At 46.2% G+C, this 26,096-nt stretch carries 22 protein-coding genes; 16 read left to right on the top strand and 6 right to left on the bottom strand.

The window, feature by feature from the left end:
- Window positions 1-46 precede the first annotated feature (46 nt).
- The 4 genes from AC58QD_RS09020 to AC58QD_RS09035 are packed head-to-tail and all read left to right on the top strand — an operon-like array spanning window position 47 to window position 5,412.
- Window positions 47-2,170, top strand: coding sequence for a glycosyltransferase (locus AC58QD_RS09020; protein ID WP_497332252.1), 2,124 nt, complete (start codon window positions 47-49; stop codon window positions 2,168-2,170).
- The gene (gene galU / locus AC58QD_RS09025) at window positions 2,160-3,041 is read left to right on the top strand and encodes a UTP--glucose-1-phosphate uridylyltransferase GalU (protein WP_497332254.1); all 882 of its coding nucleotides are present in this window, start codon (window positions 2,160-2,162) and stop codon (window positions 3,039-3,041) included. Before AC58QD_RS09020 ends, galU begins: the two co-directional genes overlap by 11 nt.
- Window positions 3,038-4,030, top strand: coding sequence for an NAD-dependent epimerase/dehydratase family protein (locus AC58QD_RS09030; RefSeq protein WP_497332256.1), 993 nt, complete (start codon window positions 3,038-3,040; stop codon window positions 4,028-4,030). Before galU ends, AC58QD_RS09030 begins: the two co-directional genes overlap by 4 nt.
- Window positions 4,027-5,412, top strand: coding sequence for a UDP-glucose dehydrogenase family protein (locus AC58QD_RS09035; protein WP_497332258.1), 1,386 nt, complete (start codon window positions 4,027-4,029; stop codon window positions 5,410-5,412). The genes AC58QD_RS09030 and AC58QD_RS09035 overlap by 4 nt, the downstream gene beginning before the upstream one ends.
- A gap of 49 nt (window positions 5,413-5,461) precedes the next feature.
- On the opposite strand, the gene AC58QD_RS09040 is transcribed toward AC58QD_RS09035, so the two are convergent.
- The 3 genes from AC58QD_RS09040 to AC58QD_RS09050 form a co-directional block, all read right to left on the bottom strand.
- A complete protein-coding gene (locus AC58QD_RS09040) occupies window positions 5,462-6,598 on the bottom strand; it encodes a glycosyltransferase family 61 protein (RefSeq protein ID WP_497332260.1) in 1,137 nt (378 codons plus the stop codon).
- 20 nt (window positions 6,599-6,618) lie between these two features.
- Window positions 6,619-7,338 carry a hypothetical protein gene (locus tag AC58QD_RS09045; protein ID WP_497332262.1) on the bottom strand — a complete coding sequence of 240 codons (720 nt, stop codon included), beginning with the start codon at window positions 7,336-7,338 and terminating at the stop codon, window positions 6,619-6,621.
- 77 nt (window positions 7,339-7,415) lie between these two features.
- Window positions 7,416-8,531: a glycosyltransferase family 61 protein gene (locus AC58QD_RS09050; RefSeq protein ID WP_497332264.1), complete on the bottom strand. Its 1,116-nt coding sequence runs from the start codon at window positions 8,529-8,531 to the stop codon at window positions 7,416-7,418.
- A gap of 256 nt (window positions 8,532-8,787) precedes the next feature.
- On the opposite strand from AC58QD_RS09050, the gene AC58QD_RS09055 reads away from it, so the two are divergent.
- Complete coding sequence (locus tag AC58QD_RS09055) at window positions 8,788-9,870, top strand: glycosyltransferase family 4 protein (protein ID WP_497332266.1); 1,083 nt, start codon at window positions 8,788-8,790, stop codon at window positions 9,868-9,870.
- 151 nt (window positions 9,871-10,021) lie between these two features.
- Here the strand turns inward: AC58QD_RS09055 and AC58QD_RS09060 are convergent, their stop codons facing one another.
- Window positions 10,022-11,140 (bottom strand): glycosyltransferase family 4 protein, encoded by a 1,119-nt coding sequence (locus AC58QD_RS09060; RefSeq protein ID WP_497332268.1) that lies wholly within the window; start codon window positions 11,138-11,140, stop codon window positions 10,022-10,024.
- A 172-nt stretch (window positions 11,141-11,312) separates the two neighbouring features.
- Here AC58QD_RS09060 and AC58QD_RS09065 point away from each other — a divergent pair, with 172 nt between their 5' ends.
- From AC58QD_RS09065 to AC58QD_RS09105, 9 genes are all read left to right on the top strand, one after another.
- The gene (locus AC58QD_RS09065) at window positions 11,313-12,431 is read left to right on the top strand and encodes a glycosyltransferase family 61 protein (RefSeq protein WP_497332270.1); all 1,119 of its coding nucleotides are present in this window, start codon (window positions 11,313-11,315) and stop codon (window positions 12,429-12,431) included.
- Window positions 12,432-12,474: 43 nt separating this feature from the next.
- Window positions 12,475-13,575, top strand: coding sequence for a glycosyltransferase family 4 protein (locus AC58QD_RS09070; RefSeq protein WP_497332272.1), 1,101 nt, complete (start codon window positions 12,475-12,477; stop codon window positions 13,573-13,575).
- 74 nt (window positions 13,576-13,649) lie between these two features.
- Complete coding sequence (locus tag AC58QD_RS09075) at window positions 13,650-14,756, top strand: glycosyltransferase (RefSeq protein ID WP_497332274.1); 1,107 nt, start codon at window positions 13,650-13,652, stop codon at window positions 14,754-14,756.
- Between the two features lie 5 nt (window positions 14,757-14,761).
- Window positions 14,762-15,865: a glycosyltransferase gene (locus AC58QD_RS09080; protein WP_497332873.1), complete on the top strand. Its 1,104-nt coding sequence runs from the start codon at window positions 14,762-14,764 to the stop codon at window positions 15,863-15,865.
- A gap of 21 nt (window positions 15,866-15,886) precedes the next feature.
- A complete protein-coding gene (locus AC58QD_RS09085) occupies window positions 15,887-17,227 on the top strand; it encodes a UDP-glucose dehydrogenase family protein (protein WP_497332276.1) in 1,341 nt (446 codons plus the stop codon).
- Between the two features lie 137 nt (window positions 17,228-17,364).
- Window positions 17,365-17,655, top strand: a complete 291-nt coding sequence (locus tag AC58QD_RS09090; protein ID WP_497332278.1) for a nucleoside-diphosphate sugar epimerase — start codon at window positions 17,365-17,367, stop codon at window positions 17,653-17,655.
- Between the two features lie 45 nt (window positions 17,656-17,700).
- A complete protein-coding gene (locus tag AC58QD_RS09095) occupies window positions 17,701-18,045 on the top strand; it encodes an alpha-helical endospore appendage domain-containing protein (protein ID WP_497332280.1) in 345 nt (114 codons plus the stop codon).
- Window positions 18,042-18,362, top strand: coding sequence for a hypothetical protein (locus AC58QD_RS09100; RefSeq protein WP_497332282.1), 321 nt, complete (start codon window positions 18,042-18,044; stop codon window positions 18,360-18,362). Before AC58QD_RS09095 ends, AC58QD_RS09100 begins: the two co-directional genes overlap by 4 nt.
- 163 nt (window positions 18,363-18,525) lie before the next feature.
- Window positions 18,526-19,413, top strand: a complete 888-nt coding sequence (locus tag AC58QD_RS09105; protein WP_497332284.1) for an SMP-30/gluconolactonase/LRE family protein — start codon at window positions 18,526-18,528, stop codon at window positions 19,411-19,413.
- A gap of 65 nt (window positions 19,414-19,478) precedes the next feature.
- Here the strand turns inward: AC58QD_RS09105 and AC58QD_RS09110 are convergent, their stop codons facing one another.
- Window positions 19,479-21,620, bottom strand: a complete 2,142-nt coding sequence (locus tag AC58QD_RS09110; RefSeq protein WP_497332286.1) for a methyl-accepting chemotaxis protein — start codon at window positions 21,618-21,620, stop codon at window positions 19,479-19,481.
- Between the two features lie 198 nt (window positions 21,621-21,818).
- Window positions 21,819-23,198 carry an extracellular solute-binding protein gene (locus AC58QD_RS09115; RefSeq protein WP_497332288.1) on the bottom strand — a complete coding sequence of 460 codons (1,380 nt, stop codon included), beginning with the start codon at window positions 23,196-23,198 and terminating at the stop codon, window positions 21,819-21,821.
- Window positions 23,199-23,408: 210 nt separating this feature from the next.
- On the opposite strand from AC58QD_RS09115, the gene AC58QD_RS09120 reads away from it, so the two are divergent.
- Window positions 23,409-25,079 (top strand): polysaccharide deacetylase family protein, encoded by a 1,671-nt coding sequence (locus tag AC58QD_RS09120; RefSeq protein WP_497332289.1) that lies wholly within the window; start codon window positions 23,409-23,411, stop codon window positions 25,077-25,079.
- A gap of 160 nt (window positions 25,080-25,239) precedes the next feature.
- Window positions 25,240-26,094 carry a sugar phosphate isomerase/epimerase family protein gene (locus tag AC58QD_RS09125; protein ID WP_497332291.1) on the top strand — a complete coding sequence of 285 codons (855 nt, stop codon included), beginning with the start codon at window positions 25,240-25,242 and terminating at the stop codon, window positions 26,092-26,094.
- Window positions 26,095-26,096 lie beyond the last annotated feature (2 nt).

Consider the following 26,096-nt stretch of genomic DNA (forward strand, 5'->3'; position numbering starts at 1 on the left):
CTCGCATAGGATAACCTTAAAAAAGCATGAGTCAGGTGGTGGCTTGATGAACATTGCATATGCCTACTCCATTAGATCCTTGGATCGCGATTACGAAACCAATAAAAGGTACTCCGAAAGCCTCACGAGTTTACTGGTACGGCAAGAGGAGCAAATTTTGGTTTACCGATACGCGGACGGTGTAGAGCAATTAACGATATCTACAGACAATTTGCAAGCGAGAAAGGAACATTTTGGACGCTTTTTACAATCGTATCGCATAGATATTATGCATATTTTATCTCCCTTCGACATTCCCTTTAGCTTGATGAAAAAAAGCTGGTTTGCTCATACCAAGACCGTAATTACCTTAAATGAAGTAACTGCCTTGCTGGCAGATAATCCGTTAAGCAGAGATGTGGCGGAATTTGTAAGGAGTTGTGATCTGGTTGTAGTCCATTCCGAGAAGGTGCTAGCCGATGCAACCGAGCTGGCAGGTATTTCTCCTGATCGGATCCTGCTCTTATCTCCGGTTTCGGATCAAGGCTGGAGCCCGGCTGTCAACCGCACCGATGCCGTTCAACTGGCGTCGGCTTACAGGAAGTTGATACGCAAGAGACTCGCTGTGTTTACTCCTCTCGCGGCTGCCAGATCAAGTGAGGCAGCGTATATATCGTTATTAGCGCCGCATTTGACGGAGTTGTTTGATTGCCACTTCTTCACGGGAGATGAACCGCAACCGGACAACAAGCAAGCTGCTACAATTCCGGTTGACAGTATCCATCATCACGCTGAATTTCTTGTGGCCACAGACTGGTATGATGCCGTATTGTATCAACTTGGAAACGGTCCAGAGTATGATTACATGACCCCTTACATGACACAGTACCCTGGCGTGGTCGTGATCCATGACCAGGCAATGAAGAATGAGAACTGGCACGGTTGCTTGCACTCGGCCCAACTGCTGGTTGTACATTCCAAGCAAATGACACGTTTACTCGAGGAGCTAGGCTATACTCGAATATTTCTTTGCAACCGCCCAGTGAGAATCCCTGTTATGCTGACTCTCCTGACTGAGAAAAATTTCGTTTTTATAAGCTTCGCCAAAAACCCGAGGGAAGAAAGAACGGAGATTGTGCTTCGCTGCTTGAAGCGAATCCTTGAGCAAGGATATACGGATATTCAATATATGATGATCACGGAGTCTGATGAGCTGCAATTGGAAGGTCTGCGTTCGCAGATTACAAGCTTGCAGCTATCCTCGAACGTAAGCATTCATCCACGCTCCGACGAGCAATACTCAGCGTTTATCAGCCGCTCGAATGTCGGCATTTCATTGGGTAAAGAATCGGAGCAGGAGGATGAGTTTGACGAAACGATCCTTGACTTATTGGCTTATGGGAAGCCTTCCATCGTACCATCGAATGCCGTGTATGGAGCATTTCCAGGAGAGCTGATCTGGCAACTCCCGGCTGACAACGAAGAGGAGCAGCAATTATATGAAGTCATGCTTCAGTTGTACCTGGATAAGGAATTACGCAAAAGGATTCGTAAACAAGCGAGAGGATTCATGACCGCCTCTCATACTGTACCGCGTTATGCAAATGAACTGACCAGTCAGATTTCAAGAATTATGGACAATGTTGAACCCTTGATCAGAGTCGATTCGGTCGAAGAGTCTTATTCGTTGCATAACGATGAGGATCCATCAGATGAGACAACGGATCAAGAGATAACCCCGGCCGAGCCAATAGATCAGCTGCAACCTGAGCCTCCAAGAGTTGGACAGTTTGATTTGCTTCCGAACCGGTTCCGCTCGATTAAGAAGGGCAAAATTCGTCAAACGTATTTCTCTTATAACCTGGATGAGCTTCCAGCCAATTGTTCGATTGTTAGCGCGAGTATGCTCATACCTGTCACCAGCAAAAAAATGCTGCGTGTATATCGGATCAAGCAAGGCTGGAGCGTGGGCGGCTTTTCCCGCAAAAAGCCTGTTGCGGCGCGTTTTCCCCTGTTCAAGAGAGGAACTGACAATCTTAATGGTGATAAGGGGCTGCTTTACGAGATGAAATGTAAAGATTTGGTTCAGTTCTGGCGAGTGAATTCCAGCGGCAATCATGGAGTGTTTGTGCCGTTCGGATCCCCGCTGAGAAAACCGAGTCTAGCTGTGGAGGTTCGATATGAAAATTAAAAAAGCGATCATTCCTGCAGCAGGATTAGGGACCCGATTCCTACCAGCAACAAAAGCCATGCCGAAGGAAATGCTGCCAATCGTAGATAAACCGACTATACAATACATTGTGGAGGAAGCGGTGCGTTCCGGGATTGAAGACATTATTATCGTCACCGGCCGCAGTAAAAGATCCATCGAGGATCACTTCGATAGGAATGAAGAGCTGGAGATGAATCTGAAGGATAAGAACAAGATTAACCTGCTTCACATTGTAGAAGAAGTCTCCAACCTGGCTGACATTCACTATGTGCGTCAAAAGCAGGCGATCGGGCTAGGCCATGCCGTATGGTGTGCCCGCAAATTCATCGGTAATGAGCCGTTCGCTGTGCTATTGGGTGATATGATCATCGACAGTCCCGTTCCTTGCTTAAAGCAGCTTATCGATATCTACGATTCGAAGCAAGCTTCCGTAATTGCCGTCGAGCACGTGGACTGGGCGGAAACGAACAAATACGGCATTGTAGGCGGCAGCAGAATCGACGACCGGTTGATCAAAGTAGAACTTCTGGTGGAGAAGCCCCAGTCCAATCCTCCTTCCAACGAAGCTATTATCGGGAGATATATTTTGGAGCCGGAGATCTTTCATTATCTTGAAAAAACACCTATAGGAGCAGGCGGAGAAATTCAACTGACGGATGCGCTTCAAAAGCTTGCCCTTCACAAGACCCTGTATGCCTACAGGATTGATGGAAAACTGTATGACGTCGGAGATAAACTAGGGTTTTTGAAAGCCACAGTGGAGCTTGCGTGCAAGGATTCCATGTTACAAGGTCCGTTCCGGTCGTTTCTGAAAGAGCAATTCGGTGCAGAAGGAGGCGATTCTGATTGACTCATATAGTAGTAACCGGAGCTGCAGGCTTCCTCGGTTCCTTCCTGGTCCGTCAGCTGATGGAAGACGGCCATAATGTCATAGGAATCGATAACATGTCCACTGGCCTTGCTGAACGGCTGAAAGGCTTGGATCAAACGGGGCTGTTCCTGTTTATCCAAGGGGATGTGGCTGACGGCCGGATATGGGAGCAACCGGAGTTGAAGGATGGAATGATACAAGGGGTGTATCATCTGGCGTCACCTGCATCACCCCGATTCTATCAAGCGGATCCATTCCGCACGATTGAGGCGAATACAACAGGGACGAGGAATGCCCTGGAGTATGCCCGGCGGTTGGGAGCGAAGGTATTATATACGAGCACAAGTGAGGCTTATGGTGACCCTCAACAGCACCCTCAACAGGAGGATTACCGCGGCAATGTGAACACATGGGGTCCTCGCGCATGTTATGACGAGTCCAAGAGGCTTGGTGAAGTATTCTGTTTCGAGTATAGGCACCGGTATAATCTTCCGGTCAAAGTGGCGCGAATATTCAATACTTATTCGGCTGGTCTTCGCAACGATGACGGTCGGGTCATCTCCAATTTCGTTAGTCAAGCCTTAACAGGCGATCCTCTGACACTATACGGGGATGGGCTGCAGACAAGGTCGTTTTGTTATGTGGATGATACGATTAGCGGACTTCGCAGGATGATGGCCGAGGATAGCGCTGATGGGGAAATAATTAATATAGGCAGTCCCTATGAGTACACGATCCTGGAATTGGCCAAAAGGATAGTGAAGCTCACGGGTTCGAACAGTACATTCGTCCATATGCCGCTTCCGCAGGACGATCCCAAAGTACGGCGTCCGGATATTAGTAAAGCCATGAGGTTGTTGCAATGGGAGCCTCAAATTTCTTTGGAAGAAGGATTACGCCGTATGATTAGTGAGTATCGGGAGCGTCTGGGATCGAACACAGAACGCCAGGAGGAGAAGCATCCATGAACATTGCCGTCATTGGTTCAGGCTATGTCGGAAGCGTTACTGGCGCCGCATTTGCTTCTTTTGGACACCGGACGGTGGTAATCGACATAGATCCTGAGAAGGTGCGGCTCCTTGCTGCAGGTCAAAGTCCGATATTCGAGCCTGGTTTGGATGAACTCATCCGTTATACTGTGCAAGCGGGAACTTTGTTTGCGTCTACTGATTATAAGCAGATAGGGTACGCCGATGTTGTGTTTATAGCCGTTGGAACCCCTTCACTTCCGGATGGGTCGGCAGATTTGACATATGTCCGGGCTGCGGCTGCAAGCATCGGCGCGCATTTGAGTGCAGATCGATTCACTGTTGTCGTTAACAAATCAACCGTGCCGGTAGGCACGTCGGACCTGGTTGCTTCATTAATTGAACAGGCTTCCGGGCTGGAGGAGGACTCGGGAGCATTCGCTGTCGTCAGCAACCCTGAATTTTTGCGTGAAGGATACGCGTTGGAGGATGTGTACTATCCGGACCGGATCGTTATTGGTTGTACAGATTCCAGAGCGTTATCCATTATGAGAGCCTTGTACAAGGATGTGCTGGAGCAGAGCGGCTATACAAGCATGGCAGAGCATTTTTCTTTTCCGGGCAAGCATAAGGATGCTCTTCCCGTGCTGTTCGAGACCGATCCCAAGAGCTCGGAGCTCATTAAATATGTATCCAACGCTTTTCTGTCCGTTAAAATCAGTTATATCAATGAAGTGGCCAGATTATGCGAGAAGCTGGGTGCAAACGCTCTCGACGTTGCAGAGGGGATGGGACTGGACAGTCGTATCGGGCCTCAGTTTCTGCAGGTGTCCAGCGGATGGAGCGGCAGTTGTTTCCCCAAGGATACGGCGGAATTGTTAGCGGTAGGTGATAAATATGGGAGCGAGCTCACCGTAGTGCGGGCTGCCGAGAAATCCAACCTGAGAATGCACGAGTATTGTGTGGAGAAAATTACAAGGCGTCTCAAGATGTTGAAAGGCAAACGAATCGGTGTCTTGGGCCTTACGTTCAAACCGAATACCGATGATGCGAGGCATACGCAAGCTTCCTATATCATCTCGCGGCTGTTAGAGCTGGGGGCAGTGGTGAACGTTCATGATCCTAAGGGCATGGCCATGTTTCGCCGATTGCATGCTCATCTGCCCATCCATTACTGTAATCGCGCTGAGGATGTAGCTTGTCAGGCTGATGCTGTCGTATTGCTTACTCATTGGAGTGAGTACGGAGTGAGTACTGCTGATTGGCAGCTCATTCATCAGAGAATGAGGTACCCTTATGTGCTCGATACGCGCAATACCCTTGATCCTCTGATTCTTCAAGATCTGGGATTCGACTATGAGGGATTAGGTATACATTTCTGAGTAGAGTGGAATAACACATATTCAATTCTCAAGAGAGGACAGCCCGGCTCTATTTGCCGGGCTGTCCTATTTTGGCGATCTTCAACAATTGAGCCAGTTGGTTCACATTCACGGTTATATCCGCTCTCCGGTTATGCGGATTCACATAATCGGGAGGTCGTTCGCCTTCACCTATCAAATAATAATGGCGATGGCCGAGGATACTGCTGAGTACGGGATAACAGGTATGCACGAGCTGAGGGGAGAAGAGTTCAATAATGGTGGCGCCTGGATTGGAGAAGATCATATTGGTCAATCCTGCTCCATGCGGACCCGCAATTACTTTCGCGGATGAGAAAATACGAATTTGCTCACGCATCGACAATGTTTCGAGAACTATTTTTCGGAACCCGTACCGGGAAAGCATATGCATCACTTCCGGCTCGTTCAGCACTTTGCGCTTGCGTGCTCTCTCTCTGCTGATGTAAATACGTTCAAATCCTGGAACCGATCCTAGCCCGTTCTGCTCTTTCAATGTTCTTCTCAATGAGTCGCATGACCATTTATCCCGCATATGGCCACGAAATCCAGGAATGATCAGCCGCCTGGATTGAATATGCAGGTTGTCGCTGCTTTCTATGATTTGGGAAGGAGAGATCCCAAGTAAGGCTAATGATTCTTGTTGAAATGATGCCTGCTGAGATCTGTTGATAATATAGTGCTGTACCTCAATCCCGCTCTGCTGTAATAATAGAATACGCGGGATTACGTCCATCATCCAATGATAATAAATGGCACTGTCTTTTATAGCTAGCAAGGCAACGGATTCTCTCGTGACTCTCAGTGGAGGCAGCGATTCGGTTTTCCATACATGACGTTCTGTGGGCTGCAGTCTCCATTGCAGCGATTGCGGAGCAAGCAGCTTGTTATCCGGCGTCAATACATCACAATAAGCTCCACAAACACGTCCGTCCGGAACAACGGATATAATCCCTTCTCTTGGTTTAACCTGAGCCTTGGCGAAGCCGGCAAACATCCAATGTGTCCCAGAATGAATTCCGACTGGAGCGGACAATTGGAGGCTGTTGGAAGGGTTAATAGGCACAATCGTTTTAGAGGGGCGCAGCCGGCGCGGAGCCTTGGCTCTCCATTCCTTCAAGTTTTTATAATACCCGTCTGGCTTCAAAAGCGGAGCTTGTTTTTTCACGTGCACTTATCCACCTGCCTTCATTTAACTCCATCCGTAGGAAACAGCATGTGCTTTTCCAGGAAGTGTTTGTATCGCAGACGCATATCCTCAATGGGCTTGGGCTTACTGCAATAATGATAAATGACAGGTTTATCCGCACAATCCTTAAGCCGGCTATTCCATTTATGATCAATGAAGTTAACCATTGTGGTATAGCGGGTACGTCTGACAAATGCGCATTTGGCAGGATCACATCCGATTAAGTCCATGAGCGAGCCTTGTTCCCACCAACGATGGTTGATATAAGCAGTGTTATTCCAAATGGCATTCAACAACTCCGAGGTCTCGGGTGATTGACGGCATATCCATACGCCGGTGTTAGGAATCAGGTTGCGTCCGATCTTGTGAGCGACCAGGTGCATAGGGTAACCGGACTTGAGTTCTGAACGGATGTCAGGCGTCACTTCACAAAAAAGGGCATCCGAATCGATCCACATTACGGTTTCATAATGCTGCAGCATATGGTTGATGAGCACTATTTTGTCCCATGCAGGCGGCCTCGACGGAGCGAGTCGAACATCAGATAACGATAACAGCAGGACATCCATTTGGTGAACGGCAGCATAATGGTGAACCGTAGGCGCCATAAGCTGCATCATTTCGATGTGGGAATTACCCGTAGCGAGACTGCATATGATCATTTTTTTTCGGGCTTTCCATGCCAGGTTCATAATGGGGATCAAGCTGGTTACGGCCATGGGTGTGTCATCACCTCACATAATTCATCTCAGATCAATTGATGCTTTTTGCGCATATTCTCTTACAATTTGTTGGGTCAATATAACCCGGCCATCTTCAAAATTTTTTTTAAGTCTTTCCGACTGACTGTTATATGATCCGACCGGTTACGAGGGTTAACATACTCAGGCGGGCGTTCGCCCTTACCGACCAAATAGTAATGATCGTGTTTCATATGGCTGCTGATAATCGGATAACAAGTATGCATGTGATCAGGTGAAAACATCTCAATCACTTTGGTCCCGGGACGGCTGAATATAATATTCGTTAATCCTCCGCCGTGGGGGCCGATAATTGCCTTTGCTGATGCGAATATCCGGATTTGCTCGCTAACCGGCATCGTCTCAAGGTTAATACTGCGAAACCCGTGTTTTGCCAGTGTGTGCATGACATTTACTTCATTTAATAACTTGCGTTTGGGTGCCTCTGCCCGGCTGATGTAAATTCGTTCATACCCGCGTACAGGTTTGATGTTCTGCTTTATCATCAGTTCCTCACGCAAATATTGAATGGCCCATTTCGGGAATATCCCGTATCCCCCCCCAGGTATAAGCAGCATGTCAGCTCGTACATGCATCTCATTGTTGCTCCATATGATTTTGTCAACAGGGAAGTTTAACATCTTTAAGGTTTCCAACTGGAAAGGAGTGCGCCCCGCGCCATTCAAAATGTATCGGTCCACAGGCATGCCCAATTTCTGCATCAGATGAATACGCGGGAGCAAATCCACCATCCAATGATAATATACAGAGCTTTCTCTAATGCCAAGAAGAGCGACGGTTCCCGAGATATTCTGAATAGGCGGGAGCTGGGGGATCAGGTGCAGATCCTTCTCATTCTCTGCTTTTAAGTTCAACCAGGACAAATCCCAGAGCACTTTATGTTCCGGAGTGATGATCGTGCACTTCTCTCGGCATACGCGACCATTTGGAATTTGGAGGGCATATCCATTCTTCTGGCGATACTTCTTCTTTTTGAATGGACGGTAAATCCAATGGACCGGATTTTCCAGGCCTTTTGGCTCCCGCAAGAAGACTTTTTTCGTTTTGTGAAAAAGATGCACGGAACGATCCGGGTTCTTTTGTGTGTTCAGCCATTCTTTCGTCGTGGAGTAATATTCAGATGGGGGGTGCAAATAATTGTTGAAGTCCACGTGCAATTTTCCTCCCCTTTATTTTTCAGATTAACTAATCTCTACTGTATATGCTTCCTCTAATTAGTTGTCCACGGCACTTGCATTGGTTATTTGGGCAGCAGTAAAATCCCATTTTTTAGTTTAATCGGACAGGCATCCCGATCATGCAGAGAGCATCGAACATAATGTGCATAGTAGGACTTGTTCACTTGAAAATGCGACCATTCTATGCCTGGGTGTACCGTAAAGTAATGAAGGAACGGAAGGTGAACAAATGAACATTCTCTTGGAAGGGGCATTTTACAGCGGACACGGGTTGGCGGAGGGGAATCGGATTCTGTTGCGTATTTTGGATCAGGCGGGTTATCGAGTGCGGATTCGAGCTATAGATAAGCACTGGGGCAAAAATGCGCTACCGCCCCAAGAGATCTCTTATTTGTCCTCTTTTGAAAAAACACGACTGTTATCCAACGATCTTTTTATCCATAACTGGATAGGCTCCAAAATCCGCTACAATCCTGACTTTCGGATTAATATAGCTCGTACAACGTACGAAACAGATCGGATTCCCGATTCCTGGGTTCCTGAATTAAACAAGTTTGATGAAGTTTGGGTCCAATGCAGGTTTAATGTCGCAACATTCAAAAAGTCAGGGATTGTAAGGCCCTTGATCCTGATTCCTAATTTTTTTGATGAGAGCCAATATGAGCTTACAGGTAATAAATATCCGTTTCGATCCAACTATTCGTATCGTTTTTTATCCGTATTCGATTTGAGTAAACGCAAAGGCTACGATATCTTGCTATCAGCGTATCTGGACGAGTTCTCCAATAAAGATGATGTTGAGCTGGTGATCAAAATTCGGAATGGAAAAACTTTGCCCCTGCTTCAAACCGTTCTGAAAAGCCACCCAAAAAAGGAAGCAGATCGACCCGCCCTTCAGATTATCAGCCATATGATGTCTCCCTCAGAATTAATAGGACTATATAGAACATGTAACGCGTTCGTCTTACCAACTCGGGGAGAAGGTTGGGGCAGACCTTTTTTTGAAGCCATGCTCATGCAGATGCCAGTTATTGGCACGAATTGGAGCGGACAGACCGATTTCATGAATGAAGACAATTCCTATCCGATTCAAGTAGCTAAGCTTGTGCCCGTCCGACATAATCCGTTACTGCGGGGACACTATTGGGCTCAGCCTTCCATGAAAGATCTTCGAGCCAAAATGCGGTATGTTCAAAAACATCCTAAGGAAGCGTTGAAGAAGGGAAAATACGCTCGAGAGTATTTGCTGTCTCATTTCAGCATGAAAGAAGTAGCGAGAAAAGTAGTAAGAGAGATTGAGAAACTTAGGTAGGCACAAACCTCATTTCGACAAAAAACAAATTTGCGTTACGCTGATGATTACGAAAGTGAAAAGAAGGAAGACTCGGGCCGCCAAGCCTAAGTCTTCCTTCGTCTATCTAATCTACTTTCACCTATTATGGAACGATTCACGAACGAAGGGCTCATCCTCCTTTTTCATTCCATATCCGTTTAATTTCTTTGGTTACATGCTTTGCTACTTTCTGCAAGTTGTATTTTTCCAGAAGCTCGAGTCGCGCCCTGCGTCCTATTTCCTTCGCTTTATCTGGATGTTCTGCCACATACCTCATTTTTTTCTGTAAATCTTTTAGCGAGGGCTCCGCCCAATAATGTCCTTTGTACTTTGCACGATCACGCTTATCTTGTACCGAAACAGGAACCAACCGATCAACTTCAATCAGATAAGAATTGTTTTCATTCATATATTCCATCTGTCCACTCCATTGGGTTCCTATAACAGGCATTTCCATTAGCATGGCTTCGAAAAAAGGTCTGCCCCATCCTTCTCCACGAGTCGGAAGCACAAATGCATGGCAGGCCCTGTATAAACCGTGCAATTGTGTTGTAAGCATCATTTTATCAATAATATGAATAGGCGGCCTATTCTGGAATGGTTTAGGATGCTTATTAATTATTTCCGTTAATTTATGGGTGTATTTACTGTTGCGAGTTTTGATAACTAAAGCCACATTATCTTTTAATGAAAATTCATTTAAAAAAGCAGAAAGTAAAATGTCATATCCCTTGCGTTCAATTAAATCGAATACAGATAGAAACTTAAAAGATTGGGAGTGGGGGAGCTGAAACTGCTCACCTTTAGGAATGTATTGGGAATCATTAAAGAAATAAGGTATAAATCGGAGTGGAACCTTCACTCCAGAGGAAGCAAAAGTGGATAAATTAAAAGTGCACTGAACCCAGACTTCATTAAATGAATTCAGTATTGGAACCCAAGACGAAGGAAGTCGATCCGTTTCAAAGGTTGTAAGTGCAATATTGACACGAAAATTAGGATTGCTATGGAGATTGCTGCCAGATCCCCGATTAATAAAAATATCGTTTGTTAATAATTTTGTTTTTTCAAAGGATGCCACATATTTTTTTTCTTCTAAAGTCAATATATTTCTTTTTCTCGCTTGCTTGGTATCCAATGGCTTAATACGAACACTGTACCCCGACTGCTCTAATATTCGCAGTAGAGCTCGATTTCCTTCCGCATATCCGCTTCCAGAATAAAAATATCCTTCGAATAAAATATTCAATTAATACACCGCCTAAATGATTTGTTTTGGATAGCCCAATAGCTTAATTATGTCAATCATGTAGTTTGTCTTCCTTATCATATTTAGGATCGTTTTTTTTCGTCACCGCACTTGTCCGTTGCAAAGTCATATTATTCTACATTAAATATTATAAAAAGGAATGGATAATCATATGGAAAAAATAAAAAAGGAAAGTACTCCGGTCGGATATTATCGCTCTATAAAAGACTGGGTATCCACAAATAAACTGGACGAGAAAACGTTATTGACAGAAGTGTACTCTTCTGATCGTGTCCATTTATCGGAACCTCAGGGACTAGAAAAACATACTCATTGGAACCTTCGAAACTCATCTTCTACAAAGACTCAGCGAAAAGCATCAGTTGCTCTGCTGCCGAAGGGACGGGTTTGCCGATTGAATTGCAATATTATTACTCCGGACCATAAGTTAGTTTGGGATTGTTCTTACGAAAATAACAAGGAGCCGAAAGATCACTCGATTTTTTCGGAAAGTCAATTGCCTGCCGTACAAGCAACTTCTGAAACAGTAGCCGTCCTGCATCATGTCCACAGTCAAGTATACTATCATTGGATGCTGGACTTACTGCCGCGTCTTCACTTACTGAACAAATGCAGGTTTGTTCCCCATAAATATATCATCCCTGGAAAAAAAATTAGCCCATTTCATTACCAGACACTAGAAGACTTAGGGATCCCAAAAGACAAAATCATAGAGAGTCACAGCCAGATGCATATCGAAGCGAAAAAACTTATTGTTCCAATTTTAACAAAGAGAGGTAATCATTCGAAGTGGGAATGTGATTTTCTGAGACGAGAGCTTATGCTCAATAAAGGGATTAAACCTGTAAAAGGATTCGAACGTATCTATATCAGCCGTGCAAACGCAAATAAACGAAGAGTGATCAATGAGACGGAGGTTTTAAGCATATTAGAAAAATTTGGATTTAGAAGCATTGAATGTGAATCGCTCACCGTAGCTGAACAAATTCAAATTTTCTCTTCCGCTAAGGTTATCATCGGTCCACATGGCTCTGGCCTCACTAATCTTATTTTTAGCAGTCCGGGAACTAAGATTATAGAATTCTTCTCCCCAAGTGTTGTTCGCAAATGCTTTGCTAATCTTAGCAGCATTCTTGGACATGAGCATTATTATGTACTCGGTCTCGGGGAAAGACCTGCGAAGTACGTTCATCCCATTACTTCGAAAGTAGATATTACAGTAAATCCTGACGACATAATTAAAATTTTGAAACTCGCAGTCATTAAGTGAACCTATCCGTAATATGGAAAATTTCAACAGGAGGATCCAGAGGATGAATATTATGTTCAAAGGGATGTTTTATAACGGAAAAGGGTATGCCGAGGGCAATCGGGTGCTCTTATCCATGCTTCATCGTGCAGGACATCCCGTCAAAATCGTTGCGAGAGACTGGAGGTCGGAGCGTAGACATGCTCTGACGAAGGCCGAAAAAAATACGCTGGCATCGTTCGAGAGTACAAAGCATTCCTCTAATGACGTGTTCCTAAACCGGGATGTAGGCTTCAGGTTGGTGGCAAACCCTGCTTTTCGAGTCAACATTGCCCATACCACATTTGAAACCGATCGTATTCCACACAGCTGGGTTCCGATTATTAATCGTTTCGATGAAGTTTGGGTACAGTGCAAATTTAATATAAAGACGTTTCTTGATTCTGGTGTCAAAGTACCGATCCGGTTTATTCCTTATTTTTTTGACGACAGCAAATATATCGTGGAAGGAGATAAGATACCGTTGCCTGTATCGGACAACAGCTTCAAGTTTCTGTCCGTTTTCCAGCTCTGCGAACGTAAAGGGTATGACTTGCTGATCAAAGGATTCCTTAACGAATTCTCAGCGGACGAGGATGTTTCGCTGGTAATCAAGGTTCGCAGTCCGATAGAAACACCTCGGCTGTTACAAGAAATAGACAAACACACCAAGCCGAACTCGAAAAGACCGCAGATCCATATCATGGATCGTATGTTTTTGACGCACGAGTTACTGAGTCTTTATCGGGCATGTGATTCGTTCGTGCTGCCTACCCGCGGTGAAGGCTGGGGACGGCCGTTATTCGAAGCCATGCTAATGGAGATGCCTACACTGGCAACGAATTGGAGCGGGCAGACGGAGTATATGAATCGGAATAATTCTTATCTTATTGAAGTAGAGAAAATAGTTCGAATCCACAATAATCCGGATTACGCCATGTACAACGGGCATAACTGGGCTGAGCCTTCACTGGAAGATCTTCAGCGCCAAATGCGGTATGTGTTTACTCACCGTACAGAAGCTAAGGAAAAGGGACGTACGGCGAGAAGAGAACTGCTGTATAAATACAACATGGGTAAGGTCGGCGAACTTGTAGATTCAGAATTAAGCAAATTCAGAAAATAGTGAGCGGGATAGACAACTGCTGTGTCAAAAGAATGCCGATTTTTATACGATAGCGGAGGGGGTGCATTTAACAAGTGAACATTCTGCTCACAGGCATCTTTTATAATGGTCACGGGTTTGCGGAAGGAAATCGGGTGTTGCTGAATATCCTTGACCGTGCAGGCTTTCGTATCCGGATCCAGCCTTTGGACATGAAAGATAAATTTTCCATATTGCCAGAAGAAGAAATCAGATATATCTCCTCATTCGAACAGACGGAGCTCACCTCCAATGACATTTATATTTTTAATTGGATCGGTCCAGAGGTTAGAGTGAATCCGGATTTTCGAGTTAATATTGTCCGTACGACCTTTGAAACCGACCGCATCCCGGAGTCATGGGTGCCCGAGCTGAACAAGTTTGACGAAGTATGGGTCCAGTCCAAGTTCAATGAGCAGACATTTCGTGCTTCCGGAGTCAAGGCTCCGCTTCGGCTAGTGCCGAATTTCTTCGATTTGAAGCAGTATAACCCGCAGGGGGAAAGGCTTGAATTGCCTGTCGGCAAATCGTTTCTTCTTTTGTCGGTATTTGATTTACAGGAGAGAAAGGGCTACGACATTCTGCTGGACGCCTACCTTAGTGAGTTTTCTGCGGATGACAACATTGCACTTGTGATGAAGATCAGGGATACGAGCCGGGTCAATTGGCTGGAGCAGGTCATTCTTGATCATCCGAAGCCGGATTGTGACAAACCGGTCGTCTATTTAATCGATGAGATGCTGGATATCCCGACACTGATGGCTTTGTACCGCACATGTCATGCCTTCGTGCTGCCTACAAGGGGAGAGGGCTGGGGACGTCCTTTTTTTGAGGCCATGCTGATGGAACTGCCCGTTATTGGTACGGCCTGGAGCGGGCAGATGGAGTTCATGAACGCTGGGAATTCATTTCCTCTGCAGATCGACCGGTTCGAGAAAATCAGCAATAATGAGTTTGAAATGTTCGACGGACATTATTGGGCGAAGCCTTCGCTCAACGAATTGCGGAAGAAAATGAGATATGTGTACAACAACCCAAAGTTGGCTAAATCGGTCGGCAAGTATGCCCGGCTTAATCTACTCGAACGCTTCAACATAGAACGTACAACGAACATCGTCGTGCAGGCCATTCACAAATACGGAGGGGAGATAAGCTTCCGGTGAACATCATGCTAGAAGGAATATTTTATAATGGACACGGGTTAGCGGAAGGGAATCGAATCCTGCTGAGGATTTTGGAGGAAGCCGGGAATAGCGTGCGGATCGTGCCAAGGGATATAAAGGAAAAGTACAAGGTTTTGCCAGTCAGCGAGATTCAGTATATTTCCTCTTTTGAGAACACAATGCTTCCTTCCAACGATATATACCTATATAACTGGATTGGCACCAATGTCAGCCCTCATCCGGATTTCGCCTATAACATTGTTCGCACCACATTCGAAACTGACCGCATTCCTGAGGCATGGGTGCCTGGACTTAACCGATTCGACGAGGTCTGGGTACAGAGCAGCTTTAATGAGCGAACATTCCGTAATTCAGGTGTAAAAGTTCCTATAAGGCTCATTCCCAACTTTTTCGATACCAGTCAATTCATCCCTGCAGGCCCCAAGCTCGATCTATCAATCAAAGAATCCTTCCTGTTCTTATCTGTCTTCGACTTGAAGCTGAGGAAAGGATATGACGTGCTGCTCGAGGCATTCTTGAGTGAATTCTCCGCAGACGATGACGTAGCCCTTGTAATCAAGAACCGGGATACGGATCGCAGTGACAAAATAGAGGCGATTCTGAACCAGCATCCGAAGCAGGATGATCGGAAACCGTCCATTTATGTAATTGAACAGATGCTTTCACCTCAGGAGATGTTCGCTTTATACCGCTCGTGTGATGCATTCGTGCTTCCGACAAGAGGGGAAGGCTGGGGAAGGCCTTTTTTTGAGGCGATGCTGATGGAGTTGCCGGTCATTGGAACCAAGTGGAGCGGTCATATGGATTTCATGCGGAATGACAATGCTTACCTTGTGGATGTCGATCGGTTATCCGATATTGAAGACAGCGAGAATCCATTATTTATCGGGCATCGCTGGGCGGAACCATCCGTTGAAGATTTGCGGCGCAAGATGAGGCATGTAACATGCTCCAGGAAAGCAGCCAAGGAGAAGGCTAAGCGTGCAAGAAAAGAACTGCTTCAGAAGTATAGCAAACAACAAACCGCGGATAAAGTAATAAGCCAATTGTCCAGATTCTACGCTGTCGCTGCGGAGCAGAACCAATAATTCAAAGAATGGGGAATGGATATGGCGGTAGCAAATACGTCCTATACGATTTCAGTTCTTGGCCTCGGTTATGTCGGCTGCGTATCGGCAGCTTGTTTGGCCCAAATGGGTCATCGGGTGATCGGGGTTGATATTCATCCCCCAAAGGTCGAATTATTACGCAAAGGTGTTCCGACGATAATCGAAACGGGGATCGAAGAACTGGTGAAGGAACAGGCTGATTCTGGCCGATTAAGCGCAACAACGAACGGTTATGAAGCGATCCGACAATCGGATGTATGCTTGCTCTGTGTTGGAACCCCATCGGATGAACAGGGGCACGCCGACTTATCGGCGATCTGGCATGCAGCGGAGATGATCAGGACCGTGCTAAGCGAACCGGATCGCGATCAGGATTCATTCTTGACGATTGCCATTCGCTCAACTGTACCGCCTGGAACGTGTAAGGCTATAGAGAGAATGCTTGGTGAGTGCGGGAAAATAGCGGGTATAGATTTCGCTGTTATCAGCAATCCAGAGTTTCTTCGTGAAGGCAGCAGTATCCATGATTACTATAACCCTTCCTATACTTTGATCGGCGTGGAGAATGTGCGGGCGCTGGACGTGATGAAGGAAGTCTACAGCGGTGTAAACGCCCCTATTCTCTCAACTTCCAGAGAAGTAGCGGAAATGATCAAATACGTGAATAACTCCTTCCATGCTCTTAAGGTAGTCTTCGCCAATGAAATCGGCGTTGTAAGCAGCGCTCTTGGTGTGGATCCGCACGAGCTGATGAGTTTGTTCTGCAAGGATGACCGGCTGAATATTTCCTCGAATTATCTTAAGCCTGGGTTTGCATACGGGGGGTCCTGCCTGCCAAAAGATGTAAGGGCTCTTAACGCAATTGCCCGTTCCTGTAATCTGGAAGTTTCAGTCTTGGCGTCTATAGAACGAAGCAATTCACAAATGATAGATCGGGCGACGCGGATGATTGTATCAGCAGGTAAGAAACGAATTGGCGTATTAGGCCTGGCCTTCAAATTCGGGACCAATGATTTACGGGAGAGTCCTACGGTTGCCCTGATCGAACGATTGATCGGTAAAGGTTATGAGGTCATCATTCACGATCCGTTTGTGTTGGAATCGATTCAAGAGCTTTCGAGTCTTGGGCATACGGTCACCGCCTCGGAGCATTTGATCGAGCGGTTAGAGCCTGATCTGGAAAAGCTGATGGCAGCTTCGGATGTTATTGTAGTCGCACAGAAAAACAAGCTGTATGAACCGTTATTTACAGATGAGAGGTTAACTAAACCCGTTATTGATTTGGTGCGGATCCGTACGGATATCCCGACTTCCAACCATTATAAAGGTTTAGCATGGTAGATTATATTTATCCGAGTTTTAACCTTTGCGCGGATATGATCATATGATAAGAAGTAGCTGTGGCAATGCCTAGCGTATGAAGCTTCGTTCGTTATAAAGTATATTTGCGGTCGCAAATAGTTAAGGAGAGACAATCCATGGAGCATCAGGTTACTTCGATCATCGGTCATATTGCAAGATCTCATTTTGAAATGGCCCGTGTACTGGAATCGAAGCGAGAATCGATTACTAATATCTCTCACATTATTACCGCAATGCCTAATGAGAATCTGGGATTAGGCGGCGCGAAGGTAGTAGGAGAAGGAGCTTTGGATATTGCCAAGAGTGTGACAGCTTATTTGCAAAGTATTGCGGACTTGGAGGATGCGATAGCCTATCATCTCGAGACAGTCATCAAAGAGCTAGGAGACCATGATGAAGAAGAGTGAGGATTGGACTACGAAATTGAGATTGTGCAGGAGGAAGGAATCGTTATGAAACGGTCGGATTTTTTCATGCAAATGCTGGATGCTTCCGTCAGTATGCAGTATAATATCTCGGTCATTCTGGAGGCGAAGGCGAATGAAGCTTCCAAATCCCGCGACTGGATTCTGAACCATCTGAATCATCTGACGTATGACAATCATGTCGATCAATTGAAGGTCCCCCTGGAATATCATGAGCAGTTTGTAGAGCTGATTGATGGCTTGACCAAGCTGGAAAATGCATTAGCCAAAAATTTAACGGTCGTTCTTAACAAACCGGAGGAAACTTCAGGTGGTATGGATGGAACCGACTTCGGTAACTTTTTTGGAGGCGGGGCTGGAGATCAGACATGAGCTGGATCCGTAGGCAGCTGGAAGTGAAGCTCGATCTGTTAGAATCACTGGCCCGCAGTCAGAGGGCATTGTCCAGAATGATCGAGTCCTTGGCGGATGTGACCGTTCAGTCAGCCGATACAGCAGCGAATCTCAAAGACAATATTCATACCATCGCGGAGTATCAGAAAGTAATGGCGGAGAAGGTAATGGGCATCACCTTGCCTGACGCTATAAGGCGATCTGGAAGGTTGACCCGTCCCTGGACTAACGAGCAAGCTGGGGTAAAGGCTGCTATGGGTCGTATGCATCCTCCCACTCATACGGATTCTTATTAAACCGGTGCAACTCAGGAAACTGAGGTGGCCGGTTTTTGCTTTACGCCCTTTTGCGTATTCACATAGGGAAGGTGTTTCTAGTGTTTACGCCTGTTTTTCTTACATGGTACAATGGTACATATTGGCTTTACGATCAGGTGTTCATTCGGGAGGGTAATGTAGAATGCAGCAATTATCAGCGGAATTAGTACTGGATATCAAAAATGCTTTAGGAGAAGGTCCGTGTTGGGACGAACGGACGGGGGTATTATGGTGGGTGAATATTCCCGATGGCAAGCTGCACCGCTATAACCCTGTTACAAGAGACGAACAAGTGTATTCCTTCGATCACTTTGTGACTGTAGTTGTACCTGGCTCTGAAGGCAAGGTGATCATAAGCTTCCCGCATGCTATAGCCGAGTTTGATCCAGAGAGCGGAGCTCTTGAAACATTGATCGATGGAATCGAAGGAGATCAGCCGGATAATCGCTTCAATGATGGGAAGTGTGACTCTTCGGGAAGACTTTGGATCGGTACGATGAGTATGAAGGGGACGCCGGCCCAAGGAAAGCTCTATTGTGTGGAACCCGATCTGACCGTTCGAGAAGCGGTTGGCGATGTAGGCTGCTCCAATGGGATTGCATGGAGTTTGGACGGAAAGATCATGTACTATATTGACTCTCCGACCCGTCAGGTTGCAGCATTCGACTTCGATTCTGCGAGCGGAGAGCTTTCAGGCCGCAGAGTCGTTGTCCAATTCGGTGACGAGGATGCAGGGGTGCCGGACGGGATGACGATCGATGATGAAGGCATGCTCTGGGTGGCTCAGTGGGGCGGTGCGCAAGTAAGCCGGTGGGACCCGTCAACAGGAAGCAAGATTGGCATGGTCTCTGTTCCGGCTCTGCAAGTGACCTCAGCCATGTTCGCTGGTCCCAACCGTGATGAGTTGTACATCACCTCCGCGAGAACAGGGATGAGTGAACAGGATTTGGCCCAATATCCGTTGTCCGGCGGACTGTTCCGAGTTCGGCCGGGGGTTAGCGGCGCGGTTGTGCATCCCTTCAAGGGGTAGTGACGGCATTTATAGAAAAGACCTGATCAGGGAGTTTCCCGATCAGGTCTTTTGGTATGTATGCTCTAAATCGTGAACTTGCTAAGGGATTCCTTCAAGGAGTTGGACAGCTGTTCGAGCTTCTCCGATAAGCGAACCAGGCCGCTGCTGATGCTAAGCTGCTCTGTGCTGAGTGAAGCAACTTCCTGGGAAGTAGCGGATGATTCTTCAGCTACTGCACTTACATTGCTCATCGCATCCGATAAGACGATCTGTGAGTCCTTCAATTGCTGAATGGAGCCCGTAACTTCGCGAAGCTGAACCGTAAAGCCGCCCATCCGTTCCGAAACCTGCTTGAAGATCTCATCTGTATACTTGACGGAAGAGATTTGCTCTTGGAACAGCGGGTAAGCTTCTGACAGGACCGATACCGTCTCCTTGATCTCATGCTGGATCGTATCTGTAATTTGAGCAACTACATCGATCGATTGTTTGGATTGGTCAGCAAGCTTGCGGATTTCATCGGCGACAACCATGAAGCCTTTACCGGCGGCTCCTGCTCTGGCAGCTTCAATCGTAGCATTCAGGGATAAAATGTTCGTTTGTTTGGTCATCGAATTCAGAACATCTAATATTTTACGAATGGAGCGAGTGCTTTCCTGCAGTTTCTCGACCTTCTCAACCATGGAGCGAGTCATTTCTTCCGTTGCATTCGTCTTGGTTATGAGCTCCGACATGTATACAATCCCTTGTCGGCTAGCTGTGTTCACTTCAGCGCTAGAAGTTTCCATTTGCTGATTGGCTGCAACAACTTGATTGACCTTCACATTAATATTGCCGGTTAGATCATTGCCTCGCTCGGCTTCCATGGCTAGACTTGAAGCTCCGGACGCAATTTCTTCTGTGGCGACGGCAATTTCCTTGGCGGATAAGGCTGTCTTCTTGGAGGCATCTGATAATTCAGTAGCAGTATTCAGCACTTCTATCGCGGATTCGTTCGTCCGACGAACCAAATGGGTAATCTGATCCATCATCTGATTGAAGCTGTCACCCAATTGTCCGATCTCATCCCGACGACCCTTGAAGTTCGTCCGAACAACGAGGTTTCCTCTAGCGCCTTGCATCATCAGATTCCGCATAGAGATAAGAGGAGAACCAATCATTCGCATGACGAGTAATCCTAGCAAGCTTGCAACGATCGCGGCCGCTATGACCAGCTTCCATGTTAAACTTGAGATTTTCTTGGCTTCCTTAACTAACGATTCTACAGGTACATTTCCAGTTAAATACCACTTGGAGCGGGCCATCTGATCATACACAATAAGGGATTCTTTATTATTGATATCGTCTTTGAAACCGTTGGATTCCTTTGCTGCTTTGGCGGCATTTCCGATAATATCAATCGGATAATCTGCTTCTATCTGATCCGATTTATCAGACCATACGATTTTGTTAGTCGGGGTAATGATAGCAGTCTGGCTGCCTGCACCTATGGACAACCCGCTTAGTATATCTTTCAAGGCCGATTCTTTAACTTCCAGAATGATAACACCTTCAACGACGTTGGATTTAATGTTACGAAGCACGCGGCCGACTGCAAATACATTCTGGCTTGAGATATACCCAGTCTTCAAGGTTGGCAACCAGACGGCTTTCCCATCAGCCTTTTTAATTTCCTCCAGCCAAGCTGATTTGAATACTTCATCCTTCATGCTTGTATTGGATTTATAAGATTCGCTTTCTGGCGTTAAAGGGACGATATTCAAATCTGCGATCTTGCTGTTCGCCATGACGTAATTCTTCAATCGGTTGGAAACCGTAGAACCCGCTTGCAGCTTATCATAAGCGCCTAAGGTTTTGTCTTTGTATTTGTTCAGGTTGTCGGCTAATACATCGTCTGACATCACTTGAACCGTGGTGTTCTCCAAGTTCTCCAAGAAGAAATCAAGCTTGTCTGACGCTTGAACGATAGTTTCTTGCGAGGCTGTTGACACCTTGTCTGTAATGATTCCTTTGGAAATGTTTGTTGAGAGCACACCTGCAAACACAACCATAGCAACAATGCTTATAAAAAATAACAAGAACAACATAACGCCAACGGAGCGAATCGGATTTTGCAGCTTCATTTTACCTTTTTCCTGATGTTGATCCGTACTCGTAAACTGCCGCTTGGCTTTGTTAAGATTGCCGGATAATCCGGACAGCCATCGCGTCAACTTTTCTTTCATGAAAAGCCCACCTTTGTCATTTTGTCTGTGCCAATTTCGTTTTATACGGTATTCGACATGATTTTCCAATCTCCTTTATGTGGAAATAGTTCATGAGGAAAAATATCGAAAAACATCAACAAATAGATCAAAAGACCTAGGGTGATAAGTATAAAGCCCCCAAACCGATAGGTCTGGAGGCTTTATGCAGCTGAATTATTAAGATTTGTCTTCGACAATGGCGATCATCCGAACTGCGAATTCTTCCGAAGATTCTAGACCGGCCCAAAACATATCCATCTCAGACTCAATCTCATCAATCACCATAGGATCGGAGAACATGTCACCCAGGAAGAAACAGTTCACAATCTCTTTACCGAACAAATTCCACGAGTGAAGTTCATCTTGATCCCAAACCTGATCATTCACCGTGAGGCTGGAGAGGAACCCGGTCTGTCTTGCTAATGTAATCTGCACTTCAGGGTCTAGTGCAATCTCCATAAACTGGGCGGCCAAGTCAAAGTCTGGGCAATGACTAGGAATCATATAGCCGTTAGCAACGAGCAAGGATGCTTTCTCTGGACCAAATGGCAGCGGAGCAACTTGCGGCTCGAATGCGCTATCTTCACCCCAGCTCGCTAGTTCAATCGTTGTTGTGAGCACCATGGCTGCTTTTCCTAATACAAAAGCATCCGAATTAATGCCTTTGGCTCCTTGGTACAGGGTAACGGCGCGCTTGCGGTATATAATGTCGTGCAAAAAGGATAACGTCTTCTCCAACGCTTCCTTACTGGAAGAAGATTGGAATGTATAGCCATTCTGTAAGGCGAACACAGGCCAGCGGCTGGAGGAGGAGGACAGTAACAAACCGTACTGGTCCGTTATTCCGTCTTGATTGGAATCTACAGTCAGCTTCTGGGCTGCATATAAGAAGTCGTCTACGCTCCAGTCAGGCTCTGGCTTAGGAACGCCGTATGCAGCAAACAGCTTGGGGTTATAGGCCAAGTATACAGGCGAGAAGGTAGCAGGAACGGCTTTTACTTGACCTTCTCTGCGGAAGCCCTCCACCAATTGCGGATACATGGAGTCCAGTTGATCTTTGAATCTTTCTTGCAAAGGCTCGAAGGAAGCTAACCGAAGCAGATCATCGTATTGTCTGTCCGTTACCAACAAGAGGTCAGGCGAATGCCCAAGCTCCATAGAGGCCTGCATCGATTCTTTGAAATTGATAGTAGGAAAGCTCAGTACTTTCACTTCGACATTGGGATATCTAGATTTGAACGCATGGATGATAATGGGCAAGCAATGATCTACATAATGCGATGGGGACGGCGCCATGATGCGCAGAACCTTCGTTTGACTTTCGGGAATAACCAAGTCAGGGGCTACGATCGTCCCTTGTCCTACTTTTTTGACGATTAGTCCTTCTTTTTGCAGCTGCTCCAGCGATTTGCGTACCGAAGTCCGACTAATCTGGTAAAATCGGCAAAGCTCATTTTCCGAATATAAAAATTCACCTGGCTTGATAAAACCGGACAAAATTTGCTCACGCAAGATGTTGGCCAACTTGGAGTAACGAAATTCGCTTTCACGTCTCATATTTGTATTCGTCCATTCGTAATTAAAATTGTTTCAATCTTAAATTATAACGGAAACGGTAAAGAATAGAAACCATTATTAAAGACATAAAAAAGAACTGGTCATTACAATATGCATTAAGATAAAATACAGGTAAGATACAATTAATTCAGCTGGGAGCATTTGCTTACGAATTCATTTGTTCCGCTACTAATAAAGGAGAGTATTCAGATGAGAATGGCCAAGTTAGCTGTAGTGCTAGACCGTAAGGAGGCAGAGTCTCGACGCTTACACAATGTTAATGTTTTTGAATCGTATATTGGTGAGATATTGGGCCGTGCAGGTGTACCTTTTGAATGGGTGGACAGCCCGGAACTATTAAATACATTGAAGCCTGATCTCGCGATTGTTGCTTTTGTAAGAGAAGGAGCAGCATCGGCGGAACAGTTGTGGAAGTACGCAGAGAACGGCGGAGCATTAATCGGACTAGGGAATCTAGGCGGATTAGTGAAACGTCTGAAATGCTCGGCTTTGCAGCCTATCCAACCAGGTTATGCCCATTTGCCTGAAGGCTGGGCAGACACTAGGCCTCTCCGGTTCTTAAAAGCTGCCCCTTGGGCGATTGGTGCAGATAACGAATTTCTCACAGGTCGAGTGGGTACTATTAGCGGTCATCCGTCCTCCGATGTTCGTAGTGCTGATGCCGTTCTGCAATTCCAGGTGGGGGCTGGCACCATCGAGCGTTGGTCAATTGATATGTTGAACACCATTGTTGGCTTGCAGCAAGGCTTACAACCCGTATTTGAAGATGGAATCCCAGCTCCAGACGGGTCCGGCGCACTGGATGACGGTTGGCTAAAAGCGGATGATGAAGCTGCAATGGACTGGGAATTGGATCGACTTACCACATCTACAGGCCAGTCCTATTTTGCCCATCCCTATGCTGATTTTTGGAGAGAGGCTCTCGTGAGTCATTTGCTTCGGATTGCAATCAGCAAGGGAGTCACTTTACCCTTCATAGGCTATTGGCCGGATGGGGTGAGCGGTGTTGCTATGATCTCGCACGATAGTGACGGCAACGAAGACGAAGCAGGACTTTCTACTTTGGCTATATTGAAAGAATGCGATATTCGTTCTACCTGGTGTATGATCGAGCCAGGATACAGCGTAGCTGTGTATGACGCAGTGAAGGCTGACGGCCATGAGCTTGGATTCCATTATAATGCCATAGATTTCCCTTGGAGCAAGGAGCACTTCAACTCTCAATTCAAATGGCTGCAAGGGGCCGTTCAAGGTGTGCCGCTAGTCTCGAACAAGAATCACTATACCCGTCTGGAAGGCTGGGGCGAACTGTTCCGCTGGTGTGAGGATAATGGAATTGAGAGTGATCAGACGCGCGGACCTAGTAAGCGAGGGAACGTAGGGGTTCCGTTCGGGACTTGCCATCCTTACTTCCCTGTTGCTTGGAGCGATGAGAACAACCGTATATATAATGTGCTTGAGATTGGATTCCTGACTCAGGATATGGATCTTGGCTCTTGGGCAGACAGCAGCATCATCCAGCCTTTTTTCGACTTGGCTCAAAAGGTAGACGGAATTGCTCATTTCCTGTTCCATCAATACCATATTCATCGTCGTGAAGAAGTACGGGCTGCATTCCGTACGGTTGCGCAAGAAGCGCGTGCTCGCGGATTCGAGTTCTGGACGGGACAGCAAGTGAATGACTGGGAAAGAGCGCGCCGCAAGGTTCAAATTGTATCCTGCCAAGATGGGCAACTGGAATTGTCAGGCCAAGAGGGCTTGTCCGGGTTAGTCGTCTGGGCTCCGCTTCTGGATGGGGAAAAGCAGGTTCCAGGGGAGACGGAGATCAAATTCGGAGTGGCTTGTAAGAGGGTAACATAAAAATTTTTATACTTCTATCGAAAGAAAAGTCAACACTTCATTATTGAAACTTGGTATAGTCTAACAAGAGAATGATACCCGTCTGTCAGGGATTGTCTTTCTTGGAGCAGATTAGAGCAATTGCGCGAAACTATAATCGGTATAGAAGGAGAGAGTCATTATGGTACTTGATAGACTAGGTGTTTTAACAGATGAAGTTTCTGCTCGTTTCGACGAAGCATTGGATTGGATTGCTGAGCAAGGGTTAAAACATGTGGAAGTGCGGATGGTGGATGGCACGAATATCTCCAACATGTCGGATGAGGGCGTATTGGAGGTTCTGCGTAAGGTGGAAGCTAAAGGCTTGTTCATATCGGCTATCGCCTCGCCTCTCTTTAAATGCGCGCTAGATCCTTCCCGACAAGTCGCCTCTGGTGATGTATTTGGACAGAAGGAAGAAAACGTTGAAGCGCACTTCGATAAGCTTAATCGAGTTATAGCAATCGCAAAAATTCTTAAAACAAAGCAAATTCGTATATTCTCCTTCTGGAGAGAGCAAGAGCCTGAACGTTACCAGGAGGAAATCATTACTCATCTGAAGCGAGCAGGTGAAATTGCCGGGCAGGCAGGGGTTGTTCTTCTGTTAGAAAATGAGCCTGCTTGTAATGGCGGCTTCGCTGATGAAGTCGGGGCGATTGTCAGAGGTGTGGATTCCGCTTCCGTAAGAGGATTATGGGATCCGGGTAATGAAGCCTACGGCGGCCGTGAAGCGTTCCCTAAAGGATATAATGAAATGAAAGATATATTAACTCATGTACATCTGAAGGATGCTTACGTGCGTGAGGACGGAACATCCCGCTGCGTCCCGGTCGGTTCCGGTAATGTAGCCATTATTGCACAGCTCAAGGCACTGGCAGCAGACGGCTATCAAGGACTGTTTACAATTGAGACTCACTACGTCCCAGCTGGCGGAACGCAGATGACAGGGACAAGGATGACATTAGATGCAATACGTGCACTAGTAAAGGAGGTTTAATC

Source organism: Paenibacillus sp. J2R1T-4 (genome assembly GCF_059692235.1).

What these genes read in the sequence shown, in the direction of transcription:
- AC58QD_RS09090 (WP_497332278.1), top strand. Translation starts at nt 17,365, where the DNA reads ATGGAGCATCAGGTTACTTCGATCATCGGTCATATTGCAAGATCTCAT.
- AC58QD_RS09125 (WP_497332291.1), top strand. Translation starts at nt 25,240, where the DNA reads ATGGTACTTGATAGACTAGGTGTTTTAACAGATGAAGTTTCTGCTCGT.
- AC58QD_RS09035 (WP_497332258.1), top strand. Translation starts at nt 4,027, where the DNA reads ATGAACATTGCCGTCATTGGTTCAGGCTATGTCGGAAGCGTTACTGGC.
- AC58QD_RS09065 (WP_497332270.1), top strand. Translation starts at nt 11,313, where the DNA reads ATGGAAAAAATAAAAAAGGAAAGTACTCCGGTCGGATATTATCGCTCT.
- galU (WP_497332254.1), top strand. Translation starts at nt 2,160, where the DNA reads ATGAAAATTAAAAAAGCGATCATTCCTGCAGCAGGATTAGGGACCCGA.
- AC58QD_RS09070 (WP_497332272.1), top strand. Translation starts at nt 12,475, where the DNA reads ATGAATATTATGTTCAAAGGGATGTTTTATAACGGAAAAGGGTATGCC.
- AC58QD_RS09110 (WP_497332286.1), bottom strand. Translation starts at nt 21,620, where the DNA reads ATGAAAGAAAAGTTGACGCGATGGCTGTCCGGATTATCCGGCAATCTT.
- AC58QD_RS09080 (WP_497332873.1), top strand. Translation starts at nt 14,762, where the DNA reads ATGCTAGAAGGAATATTTTATAATGGACACGGGTTAGCGGAAGGGAAT.
- AC58QD_RS09115 (WP_497332288.1), bottom strand. Translation starts at nt 23,198, where the DNA reads ATGAGACGTGAAAGCGAATTTCGTTACTCCAAGTTGGCCAACATCTTG.
- AC58QD_RS09095 (WP_497332280.1), top strand. Translation starts at nt 17,701, where the DNA reads ATGAAACGGTCGGATTTTTTCATGCAAATGCTGGATGCTTCCGTCAGT.
- AC58QD_RS09085 (WP_497332276.1), top strand. Translation starts at nt 15,887, where the DNA reads ATGGCGGTAGCAAATACGTCCTATACGATTTCAGTTCTTGGCCTCGGT.
- AC58QD_RS09105 (WP_497332284.1), top strand. Translation starts at nt 18,526, where the DNA reads ATGCAGCAATTATCAGCGGAATTAGTACTGGATATCAAAAATGCTTTA.
- AC58QD_RS09020 (WP_497332252.1), top strand. Translation starts at nt 47, where the DNA reads ATGAACATTGCATATGCCTACTCCATTAGATCCTTGGATCGCGATTAC.
- AC58QD_RS09055 (WP_497332266.1), top strand. Translation starts at nt 8,788, where the DNA reads ATGAACATTCTCTTGGAAGGGGCATTTTACAGCGGACACGGGTTGGCG.
- AC58QD_RS09045 (WP_497332262.1), bottom strand. Translation starts at nt 7,338, where the DNA reads ATGGCCGTAACCAGCTTGATCCCCATTATGAACCTGGCATGGAAAGCC.
- AC58QD_RS09100 (WP_497332282.1), top strand. Translation starts at nt 18,042, where the DNA reads ATGAGCTGGATCCGTAGGCAGCTGGAAGTGAAGCTCGATCTGTTAGAA.
- AC58QD_RS09120 (WP_497332289.1), top strand. Translation starts at nt 23,409, where the DNA reads ATGAGAATGGCCAAGTTAGCTGTAGTGCTAGACCGTAAGGAGGCAGAG.